Here is an 18,446-nt window from a genome sequence, read left to right as displayed (position 1 = left end):
ATCCGGGTGCTATCGATTCGTCAGAACACTGCTACTGGACGCACGTCCCTAACATGCAGTACCGCTCGGTTGTCTACGGTGAGGCCCTTTCCGAGTCCGAGGTCGTGGCTTCCGTCGGATCACGTGGGGATTCCTACGATAACGCGATGGCCGAGGCACTGAATTCGGTGTTCAAGGCTGAGCTGATCGACCGCAGAACCTTGCCGACATTAACGGATGTTCTCGTGGAATCCTCGAAGTGGATCGGGTGGTACAACAACCGCCGGCTGCACTCCTCGTTGGGTTATCGCCCGCCGAGGGAGGCACATCAGGAACGGAAAACTCTTCAGGCTCACGCAGCCTGATCAACAAGTAAATGACCCTCTACAAAACTCGGGGCTTGACGGTCTGATTCCAGTTCCTCTGCGGCTACCCGAGCCGGCAGCACCCGTAATGCGTTAGCAGCCGCGTGTTTTCTCCATCGAGCCCGTGTCTGTTGGCCAGCATGCTTGTATCGTGTGGATGCCATGGCCATTCCTAACAGGGAATGGTGCATCCACCACCTAAATCTGCCCATTCGGAAGGGGGCTTCGCGGCCTTCGTTTCCGCCCAGCTAGGACCTCTTCGCCCGCTCCAGCTCCAACTCGACGTTGAAGTCGGCGGGCGGCCAAGACAGGTTCATCGATCGCAGCGCATCAAGCACGAGGTACTTCACGGCCATGCGGGCGTACTTCTTCCGGTCGCCCGGGATGGCGTACCACGGGGCGAAGTCCGTGGAGGTGCGCTTCATCGCGATCTCATAGGCCTTCTGGTATTCGTCCCACATCTCGCGCTCATCGAGATCACCGGGTTCGAACTTCCAGTGCTTGTCAGGGTTCTCCAGCCGCTCGATGAGGTTCTCCTTCTGGAAATCCTTTGAGATGTGCAGCATCACCTTGATGATCTTCACGTTGCGGCTGGCCATCTCGCGCTCGAAGTCGACGATGGCGTCGTAGCGCCGCTCGATCTCCTCCGGCGGCGCCATCTCGCGCACGCGCTGGATGAGCACGTCCTCGTAGTGGGAGCGGTCGAACACGGCAATCTGGCCCACGGCCGGCTCGTGCGGGCGCACGCGCCAGAGGAAGTCGTGCATGCGCTCCTCGGCGGTCGGCGCGCCGAAGGCCTTGATCTTCAGCGCCTGTGGGTCGAAGGCGCGGAAGACGTGGCGGATGACACCACCTTTGCCGGAGGTGTCCATGCCCTGCAGAATGAGCAGCACCGCGCCGGTGCCGGGCACCCCAGCCCGGCCGTTGGCGAAGAGTTTTTCCTGCAGCTCGTCGAGTTCGTCATCGTGCTCGTGGAACTCGCGCTCCCAGTCCTCCTTGTCCCATTCAAAACCGGGTGTGGAGGTGGGGTCGACGTCGGCCAGAGAAAAATCTTCGCCGACGCGGTGGGAGAGGGCTTCGTCCATCGTGAATTGATCCATACCCACGATGTTAATGAAACTACACGTCAGGCGAATCCGGCGAGCGGGTCGGCCCGGGTCCCGGATCAGCCGCGGAGGCGGGACGCGGCTGCGCGTCCGTACCCGGCTCTTCCGGGGCGAACTCGGGGTCGGCGTCGGCATCGAAGACCGGCTCGGGCTCACCGAAGGGATTGAGCTCGGAGGCCTGCTGGACGACGTCGTCCAGCACGGCGTGAATGTAGGGCGGCGCCACATCGGAGCCGTATTGGCTGGCTAGCTCGACGCCCTCGACGACGGAGGTCGCGCCGTCAACCTCGTCGTTGAAGAGGATCTCCCACACGCCGACGCGCAGGATGGCGCGGTCGACGGCGGGCAGGCGGTTGAGTTCCCAGTCCTCGGCGAGGTAGCGCTCGATCGTTTCGTCGATGCGGTCGAGTTCCTCAGCGGCACCCGCGACGATGTCGCGCGTATAGGAGGCGATGGGAGCCACGGCTTCGCCCAGACGCGAAAGCTCCACGCGGTCCTCGACGATCGCGACGGGGTCGATGTCGCGGGCTTCGGCCTCAAAGAGGATATCGACGGCGCGGCGGCGCGCACGGTAGCGGGCGCCGTGGCGACGCCAGTCGCGGTCCTTGTCAGTCTCAGTCAACGCGGGCCTAGTTGTTGACGCGGGAGAGGTACTCGCCGGAGCGGGTGTCCACCTTGACGACGTTGCCGGTCTCCAGGAACAGCGGGACCTGGATCTCGGCGCCGGACTCGAGGGTGGCCGGCTTGGTGCCACCGGTGGAGCGGTCGCCCTGCAGGCCCGGCTCGGTGTGGGTGATCTCCAGGTCAACGGAGATCGGCAGCTCGGCAAACAGTGCCTCACCCTCGTGGAAGGAGACCTGGACGCGCATGTTCTCCAGGAGGAACTGGGCGGCCTCGCCGAACTTCTCCGGGCTGAGCTCGACCTGCTCGTAGTTCTTGTCGTCCATGACGACATAGGAGGTGCCGTCGTTGTACAGGTAGGTCATGTCGCGGCGGTCGACGGTGGCGGTCTCGACCTTGACGCCGGCGTTCCAGGTCTTGTCGACGTTCTTGCCGGTGACGACGTCCTTGAGCTTGGTGCGCACGAAAGCGGGGCCCTTGCCCGGCTTCACGTGCTGGAACTCGACGATCTGCTGGAGCTTGCCATCGACCTTGAGGACGAGGCCGTTCTTGAAGTCGGCGGTGGATGCCACGAAGTGTCTCCCTAGTGAGTCCGGTGAATTGACCTAATCAGCCTACACCACCCGCAGTTCCTTACTCGCCGGGGTGATGATGCGCGCCGGTCCCTGGGTGATCAGCACCGTGTCCTCGATGCGCACTCCACCGCGGCCCGGGACGTAGATGCCCGGCTCGATGGTCAGGGTCATGTGCTCAGCGAGGGTGCCCTCCCCATGTTGGGACGCCCACGGGCCCTCGTGGACCTCGAGGCCGATGCCGTGGCCGGTGGAGTGGACGAAGTACTCGCCGTAGCCGGCGTCTTCGATGACGGAGCGGGCGGCGGCGTCGACGTCGACCAGCCGGGTGCCGGGGGTGGCGGCCTCGATGCCGGCGAGCTGGGCGCGCAGGACAATGTCGTAGACCTCGCGGGTGAACTCATCGGCCTCGCCCATGGCCACGGTGCGGGTCATGTCGGAGTTGAAGGCGCGGGAGTGCGCACCGAAGTCCATGATGACCAGGTCACCGCGGCGCAGGATGCGATCCCCGGCGGTGTGGTGCGGCTTGGCGGTGTTCGGCCCGGAGGCGACGATGGTGTCAAAGGAAGGGCGCTCGGCACCGAGGCGACGCATGCGGTGCTCGAGGTCGGCGGCGATATCGCGCTCGGAGCGGCCGACGGCGAGCTCACCGGCGGCGATGAGGTCCTCGAAGGCCTGGGAGGCCAGCTCGGCGACCTCGATGAGCCGCAGACGTTCTGTGTTGTCCTTGGTCAGACGGATCTCCTCGATGACCCCGGTGACGGGCACGAGCGTGACGTCCTCATGGCAGGCTTCCTGCAGCTTCTCCAGCTCGGCGACCGAGACGTAGGAGGCCTCGAAGCCGACACGCCGCGGGCCCTCGATGCGCCGCAGCAGCGCCTGGGCGGAGGGGCGTTCGATGATGGCCTCGATGTCCGGGACCTCTTCGGCGATCTGCGTGGTGTAACGGCCGTCGGTGGCGATTTCCGCGGTGAGATCCTTCGCCAGCACCAGCGCGCCCTGCGATCCGGAGAAGCCGGAAAGGTAGCGCACGTGGTTGAGGTTGGTCACCAGCATTTCGTCGATACGCATGCCGGCCAGTCGCGCCGAGAGTGCGCGTCGTCGGGTGAGGAATCGGGTGTCCGCGTATGCCATGTGGCCCTCCAGCAGGTGTCGTGGGGTGTTTCCCCACCACACTAGCTGCTTGCCAGGGCGTCCATGGCGAGCAGGTAACCGTGTACGCCCAACCCGGCAATGACCCCGCGGGCGATCGGCGAGAGGTAGGAGTGCGTGCGGAAAGGCTCCCGGGCGTGCACGTTGGAGATGTGCACCTCGATGAACTGATCCACCTCCACGAGCGCGTCACGCAGAGCAACGGAGGTGTGGGTGAACCCGCCGGGGTTGATGATGACGGGCCAGCCGTGGTCGGCGGCCTCGTGCACCCAGTCAATGAGTTCGCCCTCGTGGTTGGACTGGCGGCACTCGACGTCGACGCCGAGCTCACCCGCCCGCTCGCCGATGAGCTTCTCGACGTCCGCGAGCGTCGTCGTCCCATATACCTCCGGTTGGCGCTTGCCCAGGCGGTTGAGGTTGGGGCCGTTAAGAACGAGGATCTTCATGCCTTAGCCTTCCGAGATTGCGGCGTAGGCGGCCTCAAGCTCCGCCATCGTCGGCCCCTCGAGGCGGGTGGTTCGACCCACACCGGTCAGAGCCACGAAGCGGATGTTGCCGTCACGGTTCTTCTTGTCGCGGGTCATCGCGGCATACAGCTCCTCGAAATGACCGCCCGGGTAGGTGGTGGGCAGGCCGATGGCCTCCAGGATGTGGTGGTGTCGGGCGACGAGGTCGGCGTCGATAAGCGAACGAGCCTGCGCGAGCCGGGCGATGAACATCATGCCGACGGCGACAGCATGGCCGTGGCGCCAGCGGTAGTTCTCGCGCAGTTCGACGGCGTGGCCGAAGGTGTGGCCGTAGTTGAGGATCTCCCGCAGGCCGGATTCCTTGAGGTCCTCGCCGACGACCTGGGCCTTAACCGCGACGGAGCGGGCGATGAGTTCGGGCAGGTGGCCGTCGGCACGCAGGCAGGCGACGGGATCGGATTCATAGCGCTCGAGAATGAGCTCGTCAGCGATGAAACCGGTCTTGATGATCTCGGCGGAACCCGCAATAAGTTCTTCCATGGGTAGCGTGGCCAGGCGATCCAGATCGATGAACACGGCCGTCGGCTCGTGGAAAGCGCCGACGAGGTTCTTGCCGGCGGCGGTGTTAATGCCGGTCTTGCCACCCACCGCCGCATCGACCATCGCCAGCAGCGTGGTAGGCACCTGGATGACCTTAATGCCGCGCATCCAGGCAGCGGCGACATAACCGGCGAGGTCCGTGACGGCACCTCCACCGAGGCCAATGATCGCGTCACGACGCCCGAAGGTCTCCTCCCCCAGCTTGTCCCACAGATCGCCGGCGACCTGGAGGGTCTTGCCGTCCTCGGCGTCAGGCACCTCGACGAGCACGGCTTCCAGGCCCCGCTCGATGAGCGCGTTGCCGAGCTTCTCAGCAGGGGCGATAAGTGTGGGCTGGTGGATGACCATCACCTTGGCGGCGCCGGTGGCGGCCGCGGCGTCGGCGACAGCGGAGTCAAGATCGTGATCGATGGTGACCTGGTAGGGGGCGGGGCCGTTGACGTCGATGATGGTCATCTGCTGGATCCTTAAAGAGAGTCGAGGAAGCCGAGAATATCGGCGACGGACTGCTGGGGGGTACGCCCATCGGTGCGCACGCGGAAGTCCGCCACATCATGGTAGAGCGGCGCGCGGTTTTCCAGCAGGGTGCGGTAGTGCGCGGCCGGGTCGTCGGCGGCCAGGACCGGGCGGGTCGCCTCATGCGCGGTGCGGCGCACGCCCTCATCCGCCGAGACGTCGATCCACACCACGCAGTGCTCATGGAGCAGGTCACGGGTAGATTCGGTGAGCACCGCTCCCCCGCCGAGGCTGACTACCCCACCGGTGTGCAGGGCATCGGCGACGTGGCGGGCCTCCAGTTCGCGGAAGGCAGGTTCGCCGAGCTCGCTGAAGACATCACCGCAGGACTTCCCGGTCTCCTCTTCGATGAGGTGGTCCGAATCGACGAGCGGCAGGGACAGGGCCCGCGCCAAGCGGCGTCCGATGGTGGATTTCCCGGCCCCGGGCGGGCCGACCAGCACCACCTGGGGGCTGGTGTGGCAGACGTCGGTCACTGTTCCTCCCCGAAAGCCAGTCGCTTATCGACGTACGCCAGGTAGCCCTCAATGTTACGGCGCGTTTCGCTCACCGAGTCACCGCCGAACTTCTCCAGCACGGCACGGGCCAGGACAAGTGCCACCATGGCCTCGGCGACGACACCGGCGGCGGGGACGGCACAGACGTCGGAACGCTGGTGGATGCCGGTGGCGGCGGAGCCATCGGTCATGTCGACGGTTTTCAGCGCACGCGGGACGGTGGAGATCGGCTTCATCGCGGCGCGCACGCGCAGGGACTGGCCGTTGGTCATGCCACCCTCCAGGCCACCGGCGCGGTTGCTCAGGCGGTCCACACCGTTCTCGGTGCGGATCATCTCGTCGTGGGCCTCGCTGCCGCGGCGGCGCGCCTCCTCAAAGCCGTCACCGACCTCAACACCCTTGATGGCCTGGATGCCCATGAGTGCGGCGGCGAGCTGCGCATCGAGGCGGTCCTCGCCGGAGATGTGCGAACCCAGGCCGATGGGCAGGCCTTCGACGACGACCTCGACGATGCCGCCGAGGGTGTCGCCGGCCTTCTTCGCGGCCTCGATCTCAGCGATCATGGACTCTTCTGCATCCTTGCCGAAAGAGCGCACCGGGGAAGCATCGATGGCCTCCAGGTCGGCGAAGGTGGGCTCCGGGCCGGTGTAGGGTGTGGAGCGCCCGATGGAGATGACATGGCTCAAGACCTCGACGCCGAGGGTCTCACGCAGGAAGTTACGCGCCACGGTGGCGGCGGCCACACGCGCGGCGGTCTCGCGGGCGGAGGAACGCTCGAGGATCGGACGGGCCTCATCGTGGTTGTACTTGATCATGCCCGCGAAATCAGCGTGCCCCGGGCGCGGGCGGGTGAGCTTGGCACCCCGACCGGAGGTCATGGCGGCAGCGATCTCCGGATCATCCATGTCGACCGGGTCGGCGGACATGATGGTGGTCCACTTCGGCCACTCCGTGTTCCCGATCATGATCGCGATCGGGCTGCCCAGCGTTTTACCGTGTCGGATGCCGGTGAGCAGGGTCAACTCGTCGGCCTCGAACTTCATGCGCGCGCCGCGGCCGTAGCCGAGTCGGCGGCGGGCCAGCTGCTCAGAGATCTCTTCCCGGGTCACGGAGACACCGGCGGGCATGTGTTCAACCAGGGCAACCAGTGCCTGACCGTGGGATTCCCCCGCTGTAGTCCATCGAAGCATGCGGACAGTATCTCATGAGTCGCCGACACATCAGCTCATGACTCCCATTAGCGTGGCAGTGATCGTCCCCACCAGCATGGACGGGCCATGGGGCACCGGGCCCTGGTGGAGCAATCCCCGTCCCACCGTAAGCAACCCGGCGATGCCGATGGCCAGCACTACTCCGGGCACTCCCCCGGCCGCGGCCGCCACGATCCCCAGCGGTGCGGCGAGCTTGACGTCTCCCCCGCCGATCCCGTACCCCAGCAGATACAGCCCCGCCCAGGCCAGCCCGCCGAGTAGGACCGCAGGCTGCGAAAGCAGCGCGCCTATCACGGCACCCACCAGGGCGGGCAGTGTCAAGGAGTCGGGGATGCGGCGGTGGCGCTCGTCGCAAAGCACGACCGCCACGCACCACACAACCAGGACAATAAGGGCTCCCCCGAGCATGCCCCGCAGCCTACTGCAGTGAAGCCTCCAGCGCGCGCCGCATGGCGGCACGGGGCGCGGGGCGACCGGTGAATTGCTCGAACTGGCCGTAGGCCTGGTGGGCGAGCATGATGTGCCCGCCAACGGTGAGATATCCATTGGCGGCGGCCGCGACGGTGAGCGGAGTGGGCCAGGGCTCATAGATGACGTCGAGGATCGGGGCGTGGCCAAGGTCCTGCTCATGGCCCTCGACGGCCGCAGACGGCACGGTGGAGACGATGACCTCGGCCTCGCGGGCCGCCTGCCGCAGGTCCGAGTCGAAGCCGGCGAAGCGGAACTCGACGCCGTGGGGTTCCAGCAGCGGGGCCAGCTCGGCGCTGCGGTCGGAGCGATTGATCACGGTGATATCGGTGATGCCGGCGTTGGCCAGGGCCCACAGCGCGGGTCGGGCGGTACCGCCGCCACCGATGACCAGCGCGTGACGGGTCTGCGGCAGGCGCTCGCCGAGCAGCTCGGTGAGCGCGCCGGTGATGCCGTCGCAGTCGGTGTTGTCGGCGCGCCAGCCGTTGTCGATACGCAGCAGCGTATTGGCGGAACCGATCTGCCGGGCGCGCTCGGTGACCTCGGTGGCGAATTCCAAGGCCGCGAACTTGGCGGGCATGGTCACCGAGAAGCCCCGGTAGGTCTCATCCGCCTCGCCGACGATACGCGGCAGATCCTCGGCCGTGCACTCAATGCGGGCGTACTCCCAGTCGTGCATCCCCAGATCCTCATACCCGGCGTTGTGCAGGATCGGGGAACGGGAATGCTCGATCGGGGAACCCAACACCGCCGCGCGGTTCCGGATGTCACCGGCCTCCAGCGGGAATGTCATCGGTTGGTATCCAAGACGCCGGATTCGAGGGCCTGCTGCACGTCGGCGAGGTGCTCCTCGAAAGTGTCGTTGAAGACGGTGGTGCCGTCCTGGTCGACGGTGACGAAGAAGAGCCAGTTGCCCTCCGCCGGGTTCTCCATGGCGGTGATCGCCTCGACGGAGGCCGCGGCGATGGGGGTCTCCGGCAAGCCGTCCATTGCGTAGGTGTTCCACGGGGTGACCTGGGCGCGGTCCTCGTCAGTGGTGGCCACCTCGACGTCCTCCAGGCCGTAGTTGACGGTGGAGTCGAACTCCAGGCGCATCGGCTCCTCGAGGCGATTGAGGATGACGCGGGCGACCTTGTCGAAGTCACCGGCCGGCGCCTCGCGCTCCACCAACGACGCCGCGGTGAGCAGCTCGTACGGAGTCAGGTCGAGGGCGCGGGCCCGCTCGACGATGCCGGTGTCATTGAACTGCTGCGTCGAGCGGGTGAGCAGATCGGTGAGGATCTCCTGGGCGTCCATCTCCGGGTTGACCACATACTGACCCGGGACGATCAGGCCTTCGAGGCGCTTCGGGTCCTCGCCGCGCGCGGCGACAGCCTCACGGGCCCACTCCGGGACCCCCAGAGTGGCCAGGTCAGCGGTGGCACCGACGTTTTGCAGATCCTCGGCGGCGATGCAGTTCTCGGAACCCTCGGTGCAGGTCACGTTGGAGATCTGGGTGTAGATACCGGGGCGGGAGTTGCCGCCAACCACGTTGACGTCGAGAAGCGTGGAACCACCGTGAATATCCAGCAGCTCGACGCGATTCGCCGGATCCAGCAACGCCTGAACCGCAGCCGACGCCGACATCTCACCCTGCAGGCGATAGAAGCCCGGCTGGATGCTGGCGGCTTCCGGATTGTTGGCGGCAGCGGTTTGGAAAGCACCATCCGTCTTGACGATGCCGCGCTCCTCCAGCTCCGGACCCAACTGCGACACCGAAGAGCCCTCCGGGATCTCCACCAGCTGGCTCACCCCGTTGCCACTGCCCTGGAAATCACGGTCATTCACGGTGTCACCTCCGGAGATCTGCACTCCGATGTAGATCACCGCACCGATGAGCAGGACGAGCGAGGCGACGAGCACCGCGAGACCGCGCTGACGACGCTTGACGTACTTCGAATCCATACGTCGGCCACCGGGGCCCCGCTGCGGAGTGGTTGTGGTCATGGGTGCTCCTGTGTGTAGGCGGCTCGGGCATCGAGCCAGGACTGGAGGATCTCCACTGCGGCGGCCTGATCAATGACCTTCCGGCCCGCCTTCTCCGAGACGCCGGAGGCACGGAGGGCGGCGGTGGCGGCGACCGTGGTCAAACGCTCATCGGCCATGCGCACGGGAATGCTACGGCCCGCGCCCGTCAGACGCCGGTTGATCCGGAAGGCGATCTCCTTGGCGTGCTTGACGCTCGTGGAGCCGCGGCCCTTGAGGGTGCGTGGCAGGCCGACGACGACCTCGACGGCGTCATACTCGTCGATGATCGCCAGCAGCCGGTCAATGTCACCCTGGTCGCGGTCCTTGAACCCGGTTTCCCGCGGGACAGTTTCCACGGGGGTGGCCAAGGTGGCGGCCCGATCGGACACGGCGACGCCGATGCGGACGGTGCCGACATCGAGGCCGATGCGGCGTCCCTGACCGGGATCGTCCGCGCCGGGGGTGTCCGGGGTGACGTTCAACGTGTGGGCCTTTCTCAGGTTCGTATCAGTGGTGCGCCTTAAAGGTATCCGTGATCACATCGTTGTAACAACATAAGGGGCGGCGTGTCGCTGCTAGGCATATCCCGGCAGGTATATCTCCACAGGTATAGGTCGAGTGGCCCGCCCGGTTGGGGTGGGGCCACTCGACCTATAGATGACGAGATATACCTCTACAGCGCGGCCAGCTCCTCGCGGACGGCGTGGAATCCAGCATCCAGGCCGGCCGGGTTCGCGCCGGAGCCCTGGGCCATGTCGGGCTTGCCGCCGCCGCGGCCGTCGACGTAACCGGAGAGCACCTTGACCAGGTCGCCGGATTTCACGCCCAGCTCGATGGCCTCCTTGGTGGCGCCGACGATAAACGGCAGCTTCTCACCATCGGCGGAAGCCAGCACCACCACGGCAGGCTGGCCGGCCAGGCGTCCGCGCAGGTCGGTGGCGACAGTGCGCAGGTCCCCGCCCGCGACACCGTCGGGCAGGCGGTGGGTGAGGACGGTGAACTTGCCGGCGGTGGCGGCGGCGTCGAGAAGCGCGCCCGTCTGGGAGGCGAGCTGCTGGCGGTGCAGGTTGGCGATCTCCTTCTCCGCGGCCTTGAGCTTCTCGGTGAGAGCGGCGATGCGCTCCGGCAGCTCCTCGGTCGGGGACTTCAGCGACGCGGCCAGACCGGAGGCGAGTGCCGCCTCCTTGGACAGGTGGCGGAAGGAGTCGAGGCCGGAGTAGGCCTCGATGCGCCGCGCCCCGGAGCCAACGGAGGACTCACCGAGGACGGCGACGGGGCCGATCTGGGAGGTGTGCTCAGTGTGCGTGCCGCCGCACAGCTCGACGGAGAAGGGGCCGCCGATCTCGACGACGCGGACGTCGTTACCGTAATTCTCACCGAACAGGGCCATGGCGCCCATCTTCTTGGCCTCATCGAGGGTGGTCTCGATGGTGTTGACGGCGAAGTCGGCGTCAACGGCCTGGTTGGTGATGGCGGAGATCTCCGCCAGCTGCTCGGGGGTGAGCTGCTCGGTGTAGTTGAAGTCGAAACGCAGGTAACCGGGGCGGTTGAGGGAACCGGCCTGGACGGCGGTAGGGCCGAGCACCTCGCGCAGTGCGGCGTGGATGAGGTGGGTGCCGGTGTGCGCCTGGCGGGCGCCGTGGCGCCAATCGGCGTCCACCTCGGCGCGGACGGCTTGGCCGAGGTCCACTCCCCCGGCGCTCACGCGGGCCTTATGCACCCACAGCTTCTTGCCGATCTTCTGCACGTCGGTGACATCGAGGATCGTGCCCTCGGCAACGAGGCGGCCCCGGTCGGCGGTCTGGCCGCCGGACTCGGCGTACAGCGGGGAGACATCGAGGATGACCTCGACGTCATCGCCCTCGGTGGCGTGGGTGACGGACTGGCCGTCGATGACCAGGCCGAGGATCTTCGCGTCGGCGGTGAGCTCGGAGAAGCCGACGAACTCGGTGGGGTTGTTGTCCACCCACTCGCGGTAGACGGAAACATCGGCGTGGCCGTGCTTCTTGGCCAGGTTATCGGCCTTCGCACGGGCGCGCTGCTCGCTCATGGCGGCCTCGAAACCGGCGACGTCGACCTCGAGGCCGGCCTCGGCGGCCATCTCCAAGGTGAGGTCGATGGGGAAACCGTAGGTGTCGTGGAGGGTGAAGGCATCCTCGCCGGAGAACTGGGTAATGCCCTGCTCCTTGATGCTGGCGGCGGCCTCGTCGAAGCGGTGGGTGCCGGACTCCAGGGTCTTGAGGAACGCGCGTTCCTCGGTGACGGCGGTGCGGATGATGCGCTCGCGGTTCTCGGCGATCTCCGGGTAGGACGGCGTCATGGTGTTCATGATGACGGTCATGAAACGCTCCATGGTCTCACCGGTAGCACCAAGCAGACGGGCGGAGCGGATGATGCGGCGCAGCAGACGACGCAGGATGTAGCCCCGGCCCTCGTTAGAGGGGGTGACACCGTCGAGGATGAGCATCATGCCGGTGCGCGAGTGGTCGGCGATGACGCGGAAGCGGATGGCGTCCAACCCGTCGCCCTGGTACTTGGCGCCGGTGATCTCCTCGGCAGCGTCGATGACCGGGCGCAGCAGATCGGTCTCGTAGACGTTGTCCACACCTTGCAGCAGGCAGGCGACGCGCTCCACGCCCATGCCGGTGTCAATGTTCTTCTTCGGCAGATCGCCGAGAATCTCGAAGGAGTCCTTGCCGGTGCCCTGACCGCGCTCCTTCTCCATGAAAACCAGGTTCCAGATCTCCAGGTAGCGGGTGTCGTCGGCGGCTGGGCCGCCCTCGGCGCCGTGCTCGGGGCCGCGGTCGTAGTAGATCTCGGAGCAGGGGCCACACGGGCCGGGCACGCCCATGTGCCAGTAGTTATCGGCCATGCCCAGGCGCTGGATGCGCTCGGCCGGTACACCGATGACGTTCTCCCAGATGCCGGCGGCCTCATCATCGTCGAGGTAGACGGTCACCCACAGGCGCTGCGGGTCCAGGCCGTAGCCGCCCTTGTCGATCGGGTTGGTCAGCAGCGCCCAGGCGTGCTTGATCGCACCTTCCTTGAAGTACTGGCCGAAGGAGAAGTTGCCGGCCATCTGGAAGAAGGTGTTGTGGCGGGTGGTGATGCCCACCTCCTCGATGTCGAGGGTGCGCACGCACTTCTGGATCGACGTCGCCGTGCCGTTGGCAAACGGCGGGTTCTGCTCGCCCAGGAAGTAGGGCTTGAAGGGCACCATGCCCGCGTTGACGAAGAGCAGGTCCGGGTCCTCGAGAATCAGCGACGCGCTCGGCACGGCCTCGTGACCGGCGTCGACGAAGTGCTGGGTGAAACGCTCCCGGATCTCATGGGTCTGCACGCGGGGTGTCCTTTCCTAGGGCAGCTGCTTTAACAGCGTCCTACTCTACCCCCTGTCCCCGCCCGCCCTGCAGCCGGACTACTTCCCCCGCACGATCCTGCGTAGCCGCCCGATGTAGTCGGCGATCCGCTTCTCCGCGCCGGCTTCCTTAGGGCGGTAGTAGACGGCGTCGGCAAGCTCCTCGGGAAGGTACTGCTGAGTGACCACACCACGCGGATCATCGTGCGGGTAGACGTAGCCGACCGCGTGTCCGAGTTTCTTCGCACCCTCATAATGGCCGTCACGCAGGTGCGGCGGTACGTGCCCGATCTTGCCTTCCCGGATGTCGGCCTGCGCCTTGTTGATCGCCTCGTAGACCGCGTTGGATTTCGGGGCCGTCGCCAGGTGGACGGTCGCCTGCGCCAGGGTGAGTCGTGCCTCGGGCATACCGATCATGGCTACCGCCTGCGCCGCCGCGACGGCAGTGTGCAGGGCGGTGGGATCGGCCATGGCGATCTCCTCGCTCGCCGCGATGACCAGGCGCCGGGCGATGAAACGCGGGTCCTCCCCCGCCTCGATCATGCGGGCCAGGTAGTGCAGCGCGGCGTCGACATCCGAACCACGGATGGACTTGATGAACGCGCTGACCACGTCATAATGCTGATCCCCGTCGCGGTCATAGCGTACGACGGCCCGGTTGACGTTGTCCCGGATGACATCGATGCTTATCGACGCCCCCTCACTCACCGCTTCCGCCGCCGCCTCCAAGTAGGTCAGCGCCCTTCGGGCGTCGCCTCCGGCGAGGAGGACGAGTTGGTCGAGGGCGTCGGCGTCGATAAGCACGCGACTGGCGAGCCCGCGCTCATCTGTGAGCGCGCGGTTGAGGACGTCGCGAACAGCTGTGTCGTCCAGAGGTTTGAGCTGCAGGAGCAGCGAGCGCGACAGCAGCGGCGCCACGACGGAGAAGGAGGGGTTTTCCGTGGTGGCGGCCACGAGAAGCACGGTGCGGTTTTCCACCGCAGCGAGCAGGGCGTCCTGCTGGGTCTTGGAGAAGCGGTGGACCTCGTCGATGAACAGGACGGTGCGTTGGCCGTGGATGAGGTCGCGCCGGGCCCGGTCGATGACCTCGCGGACCTGCTTGACACCCGAATTCAGCGCCGAGAGGCCGACGAAGTTCTGGCTAGTCGCGGTGGAAATGAGCGAGGCGATCGTCGTCTTACCCGTGCCGGGCGGGCCGTAGAGGATGACCGAGGCCTCGCCGGAGCCCTCGATGAGACGACGCAGCGGGCGGCCGGGGCCGAGCAGGTGCTCCTGCCCCGCCACCTCGTCGAGGGTGCGCGGGCGCATGCGCGCCGCCAGCGGGGCGTGATCACCCGCGCGGAAGAAGTCGGAGCCGTGGGAATCGTCGACGGGGCCGTCGTCGAAAAGCGCGTCCTGGGCCATTAACGCAGGCCCGGCTCGGCCACACGGTCCGCGATCTCCTGACTGAAGGCGGCGATGACTCCGTAGGAGGGATCGACCCCGCGGGCGGCATAGCGGGCCAACGCCTCGAAAGTCTCGAAGATGTCGCGGCGTACGACCAGCTCCTCCGGGCTGAACGGACCGTGGGAAGCCGGGCGCAGCAGGTCAGCGACGCCGTCCATTGATGAGGGATCCACCGGATCCTCACCGGACTCATGCAGCACCGATACTGCCGCCGACATCGAACCGAAGTGCAGCAGCGACACACTCGACAACGCCCAACCCAACAGTGCCGCCATAATGCGCGAGTGCAGGTGAGCCTCGTTGCGCACATTCGGCCACAGGGTATTTACCTCATGTGACCACGCCTCGATGAAGACATCGGCCTCATCATCGGTGATCGGGTGGCTGAACAGGAACTGCGGGAACCCGGCGATGACACACGCCAGGTCGAAGGAGACATCGCGGAAACCCGCCCACTCATAGTCGAGGAAATGGGTCTTCTCCGCCACGATGATGTTGTCCGGCGACAGATCAAAAGGCGTGAACGCCCGGTGATGGGCGGCCAGCAGGCGGTGCCGACCATCCGCGGCAAACTGGCTGACCAGCTCCGGGATCTCAATACCGGCGCTACGCAGCAGCTCCTCGCCGAGCTCGATAGCCTGGATGAGCGCGGCGTCGCGAAGCTCCTGGATCTCACCGGACTCCGGATACTGCCGCAACATCCGAGACAACAGGATATTGAAATCCTGCTCCCGCTCCGCGGTACCCGCATGCATGCGGCCCAGCGCGGAACCGAGGTTACGCAGGATGGACACCCGACGCTCCGGGTCCTGCAACTCCAGCAGATCGGCGAAAGTATCACCGTCCCCGGAATCCGTGATGACGATGATGCGCTGCGCCACGTCATAAGCCAGCATCACCGGGCCCGGGCGGACCTCCTCCGAAAGGGAGGTGGTGAACTGGTACGAGACGATCTCACGGACCAGCGCGGCGTCATCCAGCGTGTCGCCCGTCTCGGGGACAAACTTGAGGATCACCGAACGCTGCTGCAGGAACGGCGACGACGCGACACGCGCGCGCAGGACCACCGCACTGCCGGATCCACTCAACTGGGTGATCTCAGACAGCTGCTGGCTGCCCCCGAAACGCTTCGAGAGCAGATCCTCCGCGATGTCGACGATGTCGGCGTGATTGAGCATTACTTAGGCCTTCTGCTCCTTGGCTGCAGGCTTGGCGGGCTTGGCGTCGATACCCGCCTCCTTGCGCTGCTGCGCGGTGATCGGGGCCGGGGCCTCAGTGAGCGGATCGACGCCGCCACCGGACTTCGGGAACGCAATGACGTCGCGGATGGAGTCGAAGCCGCCGAGCAGAGAGACGATACGGTCCCAGCCGAAGGCGATACCACCGTGCGGCGGGGCACCGAAGGCGAAGGCGTCGAGAAGGAAGCCGAACTTCTCCTGCGCCTCCTCCGGGGTGATGCCCATGACGTCGAAGACACGCTCCTGCACGTCGCGCTCGTGGATACGAATGGAACCGCCACCGATCTCGTTGCCGTTGCAGACGATGTCGTAGGCATAGGCAGTGGCCTCACCCGGGGTCTGATCGAAGGTGTCCTTCCACTCCGGCTTCGGGGAGGTGAAAGCGTGGTGGACGGCGGTCCACTTCGAGTGACCCAGGGCGACGTCGCCGGAGGCGGTGGCATCGGCTGCGGACTCGAACAGCGGGGCATCGACGACCCAGGTGAAAGCCCAGTCGCCTTCCTTGATCAGGCCCAGCTTGTTGGCGATCTCCCCGCGGGCCGCACCGAGCAGCGCGCGGGAGGACTTGGTCTCACCGGCGGCGAAGAAAATGGCGTCGCCCGGCTTGGCGCCGACGTGCTCGGCGATGCCGGCGCGCTCTTGGTCGGTGATGTTCTTGGCGACGGGGCCACCAAGCTCCCCGTCCTCACCCACGAGGATGTACGCGAGGCCTTTGGCGCCGCGCTGCTTGGCCCACTCCTGCCACGCGTCGAGCTGGCGACGCGGCTGGGAGGCGCCACCTTCCATGACGACGGCGCCGACGTACTCGTTCTTGAACACGCGGAAAGAGGTGTCCGCGAAGAACTCGGTGCACTCGGTGATTTCAATGTCGAAACGCAGGTCCGGCTTATCAGAACCGTAGCGACGCATCGCCTCGGCGTAGGTCATCCGCGGGATCGGAGTGGTGATCTCGTAGCCAATGAGCTTCCACAGCTCGACGAGGATCTCCTCCGCCAGAGCGATAACATCATCCTGGTCAACGAAGCTCATCTCGACGTCCAGCTGAGTGAACTCCGGCTGGCGGTCCGCGCGGAAATCCTCATCACGGTAGCAGCGGGCGATCTGGTAGTAGCGCTCCATGCCAGCCACCATGAGCAGCTGCTTGAACAGCTGCGGGGACTGCGGCAGAGCGTAGAAGGAACCCGGCTTCAAGCGCGCCGGCACCAGGAAGTCACGCGCGCCCTCCGGGGTGGAACGGGTGAGCGTCGGGGTCTCGATCTCGGTGAACTCATGGTTGTCCAGAACGCGGCGGGCCGCCTGGTTGGCACGGGACCGCAGACGCAGTGCCTGCGCCTGGCGCTCACGGCGCAGATCAAGGTAGCGGTACTTCAGGCGTGCCTCCTCGCCGACCTCTCCACCCTGGGAGGAGTCATCGATCTGGAAAGGCAGCGCGGCGGCCTTGTTGAGGACATTGAGCTCAGTGACGTTGAGCTCAATCTCACCGGAGGCCAGGTTCGGGTTCTCCGAGCCCTCCGGGCGCGGCTCGACCACGCCGGTGACCTGGATGCAGTACTCGGAACGCAGATCGTGGGCACGCTCGGCGACATCCGACTCACGGAAGACCACCTGGGCCAGGCCGGAGCGGTCGCGCAGATCGATGAAGATGACGCCGCCATGGTCGCGACGACGGGCCACCCAGCCTGTCAGAGTCACGGTCTGGCCAGCGGTTTCTTTGCGGAGGTCGCCCGCGAGGTGAGTGCGCAGCACGTTCGTTCTACGTCCTTCCAGGGATTGTCGAAAAGGAGAGGTCAGTCTTGTTCTCCGGTGGAGTCTACCCCGCCCGAAAACTCACCGTTCCACCCACCCGCCCACGTGTGTGATCTATGGCATTATCGACACATGACATTCCGTAAAGACGCCAACTACACCGGCGGTCGCCGCGCCCGCACCGGCGGTGGCCGTGGCGGCACCATCGCCGCGGGCGGCGGCCTCGGCTCCCTCCTCCTCATCGGTCTGTTCCTGCTCTTCGGTGGAAACCCGAGCGACCTCGGCCAGATCACCGGCGGTGGCCAGCAGGGCCAGCCCTCTGGAACCCTGGAGCACTGCGAGACGCTAGAGGATGCCAACGAATACACCGACTGCCGCGTTGAGGCGGCGGCAGTGTCCGTCGACCAGATGTGGCAGACCCTACTGCCTGAGCAGGCCGGAATCGAGTACACCGAGCCGCTGCTCGTCGTGTTCGAGAACACCGTCCAGTCCGGCTGCGGCATGGCTTCCGCCCAGACCGGCCCCTTCTACTGCCCCGCTGACCAGGGCGCGTATTTCGACGTGTCCTTCTTTGAGCAGCTCGAGCGCCTCGGCGGAACCAACGCGCCGCTGGCCCAGATGTACATCGTCGCCCACGAGTTCGCCCACCACGTCCAGCAGCTCGAGGGCACCCTGTCCATGTCGAACTACAACGACCCCGGCGAGGATTCCGACGCCGTGAAGGTCGAGCTCCAGGCTGACTGCTACGCCGGCATGTGGATCGCCCACGCTGACAAGGGAGAAAACGCGCTTCTGGAGCCCATCACCGAGGAGCAGGTCCAGGGTGCCATCGACACCGCCCGCGCCGTCGGCGACGACAACATCCAGCGCCGCACCGGCGGTGAGGTCCGCCCCGACCTGTGGACCCACGGGTCCTCCGAGCAGCGCCAAAACGCTCTGCTCACCGGCTACCGCGAGGGCAACATGGCCGCCTGCGACACCCTGGGGGTGCGCGAGTACAACGTCTAGGTCTGCCGCTGACGTCCCCTCGGGGTTCGCGATCGTGGGGGGGGGGGGGCCGCCCGCCCCCCCCCCCCCGGGGCGGGTGGGTGTAGAAG

Annotated in this window: 18 protein-coding genes; 2 read left to right on the top strand and 16 right to left on the bottom strand. The window is 66.3% G+C overall.

What is annotated here, in order from left to right; all coding sequences use genetic code 11:
- Positions 1-344 (top strand): integrase core domain-containing protein (locus Q4G50_RS10040; protein ID WP_303377526.1); only part of this gene is annotated, 344 nt, incomplete at its 5' end.
- A 248-nt stretch (positions 345-592) separates the two neighbouring features.
- Here Q4G50_RS10040 and Q4G50_RS10035 read toward each other — a convergent pair.
- The 16 genes from Q4G50_RS10035 to aspS form a co-directional block, all read right to left on the bottom strand.
- Positions 593-1,444 (bottom strand): PPK2 family polyphosphate kinase, encoded by an 852-nt coding sequence (locus Q4G50_RS10035; RefSeq protein ID WP_303377525.1) that lies wholly within the window; start codon positions 1,442-1,444, stop codon positions 593-595.
- 19 nt (positions 1,445-1,463) lie between these two features.
- Positions 1,464-2,072 (bottom strand): transcription antitermination factor NusB, encoded by a 609-nt coding sequence (gene nusB / locus Q4G50_RS10030; RefSeq protein WP_303377524.1) that lies wholly within the window; start codon positions 2,070-2,072, stop codon positions 1,464-1,466.
- A gap of 7 nt (positions 2,073-2,079) precedes the next feature.
- On the bottom strand, positions 2,080-2,643 hold the full coding sequence (gene efp / locus Q4G50_RS10025; protein WP_303377523.1) for an elongation factor P: 564 nt from the start codon (positions 2,641-2,643) through the stop codon (positions 2,080-2,082).
- 42 nt (positions 2,644-2,685) lie between these two features.
- Positions 2,686-3,777, bottom strand: a complete 1,092-nt coding sequence (locus tag Q4G50_RS10020) for an aminopeptidase P family protein (RefSeq protein ID WP_303377522.1) — start codon at positions 3,775-3,777, stop codon at positions 2,686-2,688.
- A 41-nt stretch (positions 3,778-3,818) separates the two neighbouring features.
- A complete protein-coding gene (gene aroQ / locus Q4G50_RS10015; RefSeq protein ID WP_303377521.1) occupies positions 3,819-4,241 on the bottom strand; it encodes a type II 3-dehydroquinate dehydratase in 423 nt (140 codons plus the stop codon).
- Between the two features lie 3 nt (positions 4,242-4,244).
- Positions 4,245-5,318, bottom strand: a complete 1,074-nt coding sequence (gene aroB / locus Q4G50_RS10010; protein ID WP_303377520.1) for a 3-dehydroquinate synthase — start codon at positions 5,316-5,318, stop codon at positions 4,245-4,247.
- 11 nt (positions 5,319-5,329) lie between these two features.
- Entirely contained in the window at positions 5,330-5,854 is a 525-nt protein-coding gene (locus Q4G50_RS10005) for a shikimate kinase (protein WP_303377519.1), read from the bottom strand.
- On the bottom strand, positions 5,851-7,065 hold the full coding sequence (aroC, locus tag Q4G50_RS10000; protein ID WP_303377518.1) for a chorismate synthase: 1,215 nt from the start codon (positions 7,063-7,065) through the stop codon (positions 5,851-5,853). The genes Q4G50_RS10005 and aroC overlap by 4 nt, the downstream gene beginning before the upstream one ends.
- Positions 7,066-7,095: 30 nt before the next feature.
- Positions 7,096-7,494 (bottom strand): prepilin peptidase, encoded by a 399-nt coding sequence (locus tag Q4G50_RS09995; RefSeq protein WP_303377517.1) that lies wholly within the window; start codon positions 7,492-7,494, stop codon positions 7,096-7,098.
- A 10-nt stretch (positions 7,495-7,504) separates the two neighbouring features.
- Positions 7,505-8,347, bottom strand: coding sequence for a shikimate dehydrogenase (locus Q4G50_RS09990; protein WP_303377516.1), 843 nt, complete (start codon positions 8,345-8,347; stop codon positions 7,505-7,507).
- The gene (mltG, locus tag Q4G50_RS09985; RefSeq protein ID WP_303377515.1) at positions 8,344-9,540 is read right to left on the bottom strand and encodes an endolytic transglycosylase MltG; all 1,197 of its coding nucleotides are present in this window, start codon (positions 9,538-9,540) and stop codon (positions 8,344-8,346) included. The genes Q4G50_RS09990 and mltG overlap by 4 nt, the downstream gene beginning before the upstream one ends.
- The gene (gene ruvX / locus Q4G50_RS09980) at positions 9,537-10,043 is read right to left on the bottom strand and encodes a Holliday junction resolvase RuvX (protein WP_303377514.1); all 507 of its coding nucleotides are present in this window, start codon (positions 10,041-10,043) and stop codon (positions 9,537-9,539) included. Before ruvX ends, mltG begins: the two co-directional genes overlap by 4 nt.
- 191 nt (positions 10,044-10,234) lie before the next feature.
- Positions 10,235-12,901 (bottom strand): alanine--tRNA ligase, encoded by a 2,667-nt coding sequence (alaS, locus tag Q4G50_RS09975; protein WP_303377513.1) that lies wholly within the window; start codon positions 12,899-12,901, stop codon positions 10,235-10,237.
- A 78-nt stretch (positions 12,902-12,979) separates the two neighbouring features.
- The gene (locus Q4G50_RS09970; protein WP_303377512.1) at positions 12,980-14,323 is read right to left on the bottom strand and encodes a replication-associated recombination protein A; all 1,344 of its coding nucleotides are present in this window, start codon (positions 14,321-14,323) and stop codon (positions 12,980-12,982) included.
- On the bottom strand, positions 14,323-15,543 hold the full coding sequence (locus Q4G50_RS09965; RefSeq protein WP_303377511.1) for a phosphotransferase family protein: 1,221 nt from the start codon (positions 15,541-15,543) through the stop codon (positions 14,323-14,325). The genes Q4G50_RS09970 and Q4G50_RS09965 overlap by 1 nt, the downstream gene beginning before the upstream one ends.
- A gap of 3 nt (positions 15,544-15,546) precedes the next feature.
- Positions 15,547-17,349 carry an aspartate--tRNA ligase gene (aspS, locus tag Q4G50_RS09960; RefSeq protein ID WP_303377510.1) on the bottom strand — a complete coding sequence of 601 codons (1,803 nt, stop codon included), beginning with the start codon at positions 17,347-17,349 and terminating at the stop codon, positions 15,547-15,549.
- Positions 17,350-17,481: 132 nt separating this feature from the next.
- On the opposite strand from aspS, the gene Q4G50_RS09955 reads away from it, so the two are divergent.
- On the top strand, positions 17,482-18,357 hold the full coding sequence (locus Q4G50_RS09955; RefSeq protein WP_303377509.1) for a neutral zinc metallopeptidase: 876 nt from the start codon (positions 17,482-17,484) through the stop codon (positions 18,355-18,357).
- Positions 18,358-18,446: the final 89 nt, after the last annotated feature.

Origin of the sequence: Corynebacterium sp. (assembly GCF_030538285.1) — a bacterium.
Lineage (GTDB): Bacteria > Actinomycetota > Actinomycetes > Mycobacteriales > Mycobacteriaceae > Corynebacterium.
This window is presented reverse-complemented; position numbering and strand designations above follow the sequence as displayed.